This is a genomic window from Candidatus Nanopelagicales bacterium (assembly GCA_018003655.1).
GTDB lineage: Bacteria > Actinomycetota > Actinomycetes > S36-B12 > UBA10799 > JAGNDY01.
This window is the reverse complement of sequence record JAGNDY010000118.1, coordinates 1-4,630: the sequence shown is the minus strand read 5'-3', so window position 1 is coordinate 4,630 and position 4,630 is coordinate 1. Positions and strand designations below refer to the sequence as shown.

General features: G+C 65.7%; 6 protein-coding genes. 3 read left to right on the top strand and 3 right to left on the bottom strand.

What is annotated here, in order from left to right; all coding sequences use genetic code 11:
• Positions 1–30: 30 nt before the first annotated feature.
• Complete coding sequence (locus KAZ48_10790) at positions 31–333, bottom strand: PLDc N-terminal domain-containing protein (GenBank protein ID MBP7973277.1); 303 nt, start codon at positions 331–333, stop codon at positions 31–33.
• A gap of 70 nt (positions 334–403) precedes the next feature.
• Here KAZ48_10790 and KAZ48_10785 point away from each other — a divergent pair, with 70 nt between their 5' ends.
• A complete protein-coding gene (locus KAZ48_10785; GenBank protein MBP7973276.1) occupies positions 404–889 on the top strand; it encodes a DUF4229 domain-containing protein in 486 nt (161 codons plus the stop codon).
• On the opposite strand, the gene KAZ48_10780 is transcribed toward KAZ48_10785, so the two are convergent.
• Together KAZ48_10780 and KAZ48_10775 are read right to left on the bottom strand one after the other, a co-directional pair.
• Complete coding sequence (locus tag KAZ48_10780; GenBank protein ID MBP7973275.1) at positions 854–1,768, bottom strand: 1,4-dihydroxy-2-naphthoate polyprenyltransferase; 915 nt, start codon at positions 1,766–1,768, stop codon at positions 854–856. The two genes, KAZ48_10785 and KAZ48_10780, sit on opposite strands and share 36 nt — an antisense overlap.
• 3 nt (positions 1,769–1,771) lie before the next feature.
• Positions 1,772–3,016 carry an AMP-binding protein gene (locus KAZ48_10775; GenBank protein MBP7973274.1) on the bottom strand — a complete coding sequence of 415 codons (1,245 nt, stop codon included), beginning with the start codon at positions 3,014–3,016 and terminating at the stop codon, positions 1,772–1,774.
• 52 nt (positions 3,017–3,068) lie between these two features.
• Here KAZ48_10775 and menB point away from each other — a divergent pair, with 52 nt between their 5' ends.
• Complete coding sequence (gene menB, locus KAZ48_10770; GenBank protein ID MBP7973273.1) at positions 3,069–4,001, top strand: 1,4-dihydroxy-2-naphthoyl-CoA synthase; 933 nt, start codon at positions 3,069–3,071, stop codon at positions 3,999–4,001.
• 3 nt (positions 4,002–4,004) lie between these two features.
• Positions 4,005–4,630, top strand: a 626-nt coding sequence (locus KAZ48_10765) for an O-succinylbenzoate synthase (protein ID MBP7973272.1), incomplete at its 3' end; no start/stop codon positions are given.

Genomic DNA, 4,630 nt, shown 5'->3' with positions numbered 1-4,630 from the left:
CCGTGTCAACAACGTCCAGCGAGAACTCGACTAACTGTCGGTCTCGGGTTTGCGGTTGTCGATCCCGCGCAGGAAGTCCGGATCGTCGTCGGGGCCCATCGGCCGACGGTAGGTTCCGCCGGAGCCACTCGAACCGCCTCCGGGGGCCGAGGCCTTGCGTGGCCGGCCAAGGACGAACCACAACAGCGCGCCCACGATCAGTAGGACCAGCACGGCCACGACCCAGAACCACTTGGGCAGGGTGCGCACCCGAGTCTTAGGCGTCATGAGCACGTCGAAGAAGGCATAGACCGTTATCGCGATGGGGATTGCGAACAGCAGGAGTCGTGCCACGTGCACAGCCTAAGCCAGATTTCGACCTTGGGCGCAATTGGATTCGCCAGCCGCCGCGTACCCTGATGCCATGGACGATGCCAAGGCCCAGGCTTCCCGCTCGCAGGAGCATCCACCTGTGACGACCGATGATGTCGTGGAGTCCGTTGACTTGACCGATGGTGGCCTCTCAGCTCCTGAGACAGAAACAGCCACTGAGACAGAAACAGCCACTGAGACTGGAACAACCACTGGACCGGTTGCCGGGCGAGGCCGCCGCGGTCACCCGATTTTGGTTTACACCCTCGCGCGGTTCGGGCTACTCATCATCGCGGGCGCGGTCTGCTACCTGGCTGGGGCCCGCGGAATCCTGCTGATCGTGTTGGCATTCCTCATCTCAGGATTGCTTTCCTACGTGGTGCTCTACCGCCAGCGCGATAACGCAGGCGCGCGCATGGGTGGGTATTTCTCCCGGATGAACCAGAAGATTGAGGACTCCAAGAGTTCCGAGGACAACCTCTATGACGATGCCGCACCTGCGTCAACGACTAGCGAAGATCCCGACGGTCAGCAGTAGTCCGTAGGCGAGCTGCAGGCGACCCGTGGCAGCAAGGACCGGGATGAGGTCGGGCCCGAGTGCTCCTGATCGCACCGTCTTCCAGGGTGCCAACGCAAACGGCAGCGCGATCACGGCGATGAGGGCACCCGCCGGGAAGGTTGATTCAAAGGCGATTCCGGCAAATCCCACCACTACCGCGATCGCGAACGGCAACCCGATAGCTATGCCGTAGAGGGCCCGGGTCTGCTGATCCCCGATCCGAACCGCCAGAGTGCGCTTGCCAACGGCGGTATCGCCCGGGATGTCGCGCAGGTTGTTGATGATCAGTAGGGCGCAGGCGAAGAGGCCAATCGGCACGGCCATGACGACGGCCAGGAACTCGATTCGGCCGGTGAGGACGAAGGTTGTGCCGGCGACGGCAACCAATCCGAAGAAGACAAAGACAAACAGCTCACCGAGGCCGGCGTATCCGTAAGGTCGGGGGCCGCCGGTGTAGAACCAGGCGGCCACGATCGCGCAGGCTCCCACAAGGAGCAGCCACCATGCGCCCGTGAGCAGCACCAGCGCCAACCCAGCAAGGCCCGCGACGGCGAAGGATGCCAGCGCTGCCCGCTTGACCTCACCGGGTTTGGCCAGCTGCTGGCCGACCAGGCGCACCGGTCCGACCCGTACCTCGTCGGTTCCACGGATCCCGTCGGAATAGTCGTTGGCGTAGTTCACCCCTACTTGCAGCGCGAGCGACACGATCAACGCCAGCGCGGTCCTGAATCCGAAGGCGAATCCGCCCAACGGCGCGTTGAGGAAGTAGGCGACCGCTGCACCCACGGCGACTGGGACCACGGCTGCCGGCAGCGTTCGAGGGCGCGTTCCAGCTATCCACTGCGCGGTCGTTGCCACCGGTCAGTGTCCAATCCGGGCAGCAGCGGCTTTCCGCAACTCCGCCCGATCCACTTTGCCGGCTGGCAGCGTCGGCAAAGTGGCTACGACGACAACCTGGCGCGGTCGTGCCTCAGCGCCAAGTACGTCGGCGGAGTGGCTCACGACGGCCGACACGACCCGGTCACCCGCGGTCGGGTCGGTTGGGTCAGGCACCACGAACGCGGTCAACTTGGAGCCCCACTGGTCGTCCGGCACGGCAACGACTGCAGCTTCACTGACTTCGGCGGTGTCGTTGACGGCGGCCTCGACCGCTGAGACCGAGACATTGATGCCGCCCACTTGGACGACGTCGTCGATGCGACCGACGATCTCCAAGCGATTCAGGTCATCGATTCGGCCCAGATCGCTGGTTCGGTGCAGGCCCGGGCTAAACAGCGTTGCCGTCAGGTCCGGCCGCAGCCGGTAGCCGCGCCCGACGATCGCGCCCATGATCTCGACCCGACCCACTCCCGCCTCGTCAGCGTCGGCGATCTTGACCGTCACGCCGTTGAGCGGGGTGCCGTCGTAAACGCAGCCGCCGGAGGTCTCGGTCATGCCGTACGTCGTCACCACGTGCGCACCGAGGGACACCGCTCGACGGATCAGTCCGCGGGGCGCAGCCGCCCCGCCGAGCAGGATGGTGTCGTAGGCGGTGAGAGTGTCCGAGGCGTCCATTCCGGTCGCGACGATGCGGGCCAACTGCGTCGGGACCAAGGCGGTCCGCAGTGCTGATCCGTCCACGTCGGCCATCGCCCGGGCGGCACGGGTCGCGTGGGCGAACTCCTCGGCGGAGAAATGCGCGGCACCGCCAACGGAATCCAACGGCACCGGTGGGATCCCGGACAGGTGCGCCCGAACCAGCACCTGGAGGCCGGCGACGTGATGTGCCGGCAGCGCCATCACCCATCGGGCTGGATCGCCGAGCCGGGCATTGGTGGCTTTCGCTGAGGCGATCAGGGCGGATCCGGGTAGCAGCACGCCGCGAGGTTCACCCATGGAACCGGATGTCGTCACGACGACGGCGACGTTCTCGTGTTCAAGCGGTGCGCTCGGGTCATCCGGCCGGACGGCCGCAAGGACCCGCTGCACGTAGCTCGGTGGACCCACGGGGATGGGCGCTATCGCCGGTCCAGCCCCATTGAGGGCGTCGGGCAGTTCGGCGGCTAAGGCCAGCACTCCGTCTGGGCCCGGTTCCACCGTTAGCCGGGTCAAGGTCCGCTTTGGCATCGCGGTTAGCCTAGCCACCTACGTTCACACCCACTCGGAGGCGACACCCACCATGGATTCGCGCACGCACTATCAACTCCCACCAGTCGTTTCTCCGGACAGCCCGGCGGCCCAAGACCCGGCGTATTCCTCGATCGAACCGGGTGCGGTGTGGGAGTCCCGAGGCGAATACGGCGACATCCGCTATGAGGTCTCCACCGGCGACGATGTCGGCATTGCCAAGATCACCATCAATCGTCCGCAGAAGCGCAATGCGTTCCGTCCGCAGACCTTGTTTGAGTTGACCCACGCGTTCAACGTTGCTCGCGATGACGACCAAGTGGGTGTCATTGTGCTGACCGGCCAGGGCGACTGGGCGTTCTGCTCCGGCGGTGACCAGGTGATCCGCGGCAACGACGGTTACATCGGTGACGATGCCGTGGCGCAGAAGGGCATCGGCCGACTCAATGTGCTGGACCTACAGGTGCAGATTCGTCGGACGCCAAAGCCGGTGGTCGCGATGGTGGCTGGCTACGCCGTCGGGGGTGGACACGTGCTGCACATCGTGTGCGACCTGACGATTGCCGCGGACAACGCGCGCTTTGGCCAGACCGGACCCAAGGTCGGATCGTTCGACGGTGGCTACGGATCGGGTCTGCTGGCCGCCCAGATCGGACAGAAGCGTTCCCGCGAAATCTGGATGTTGTGTCGGCAGTACGGAGCCGAGCAGGCGTACGACTGGGGCTTGATCAACTCGGTAGTGCCGCTGGCCGACTTGGAGAAGGAGACCGTCGAGTGGTGCCGAGAGATGTTGGCGCACTCGCCGCTCGCATTGCGAATGCTCAAGGCCTCCCACAACGCGGCCGACGACGGACTTGCCGGGGTGCAGCAACTCGCTGGCGACGCGACGCTGCTGTTCTACATGACCGAGGAAGCGCAAGAAGGCCGCGACGCCTACAAGGAGAAGCGCGCACCCAACTTCGGTCAGTTCCCCAAGCGCCCCTAGCTCGTGGCCACTGACCAGGCGCTCGCGACGATTCTGGCCCACGCGACCCCGTTTCAGTTGCCACTGAACACAACCTTCCGCGGCGTGACGACCCGCGAGGGTCTGCTGATCAGCGGGACGAGCGGCTGGGGTGAGTTCGCGCCGTTCCTCGAGTACGACGATCCGACGTGCGCCCGGTGGCTCGCCGCAGCGATCGAGGCGGCCTTCGGCCGGTGGCCAGCACCAGTTCGCGATGCGGTGCCTACTAACGCGATCGTTCCCGCCGTGGGTGTGCAAGCCGCGACGGAGTTGACGACCCGAGCCTATGAACGCGACGGCTGCACCACTGTCAAAGTAAAGGTGGCGCAGGCTGGCCAGACCCTCGACGACGATCTGGCCAGGGTTGCGGCCGTGCGTTCGGCGTTGCGCCGCGCGGGCGCGGCCGAGGCCCACATCCGAATCGACGCCAATGCGGCCTGGACGGTGGAGCAAGCCGTCACTGGGCTGGTCGAGCTGGACGTGGTCGCCGGCGGCTTGCAGTACGCCGAACAACCGTGCGCGACGCTCGCTGAACTCGCCGAGGTCCGCCGTCGAGTTCCGGTACCGATCGCCGCTGACGAGTCGATCCGAACCGCTGACGACCCGATCGT

Coding starts and splice junctions, on each gene's coding strand:
- menB (MBP7973273.1), top strand. CDS start 3,069: ATGGATTCGCGCACGCACTATCAACTCCCACCAGTCGTTTCTCCGGAC.
- KAZ48_10775 (MBP7973274.1), bottom strand. CDS start 3,016: ATGCCAAAGCGGACCTTGACCCGGCTAACGGTGGAACCGGGCCCAGAC.
- KAZ48_10785 (MBP7973276.1), top strand. CDS start 404: ATGGACGATGCCAAGGCCCAGGCTTCCCGCTCGCAGGAGCATCCACCT.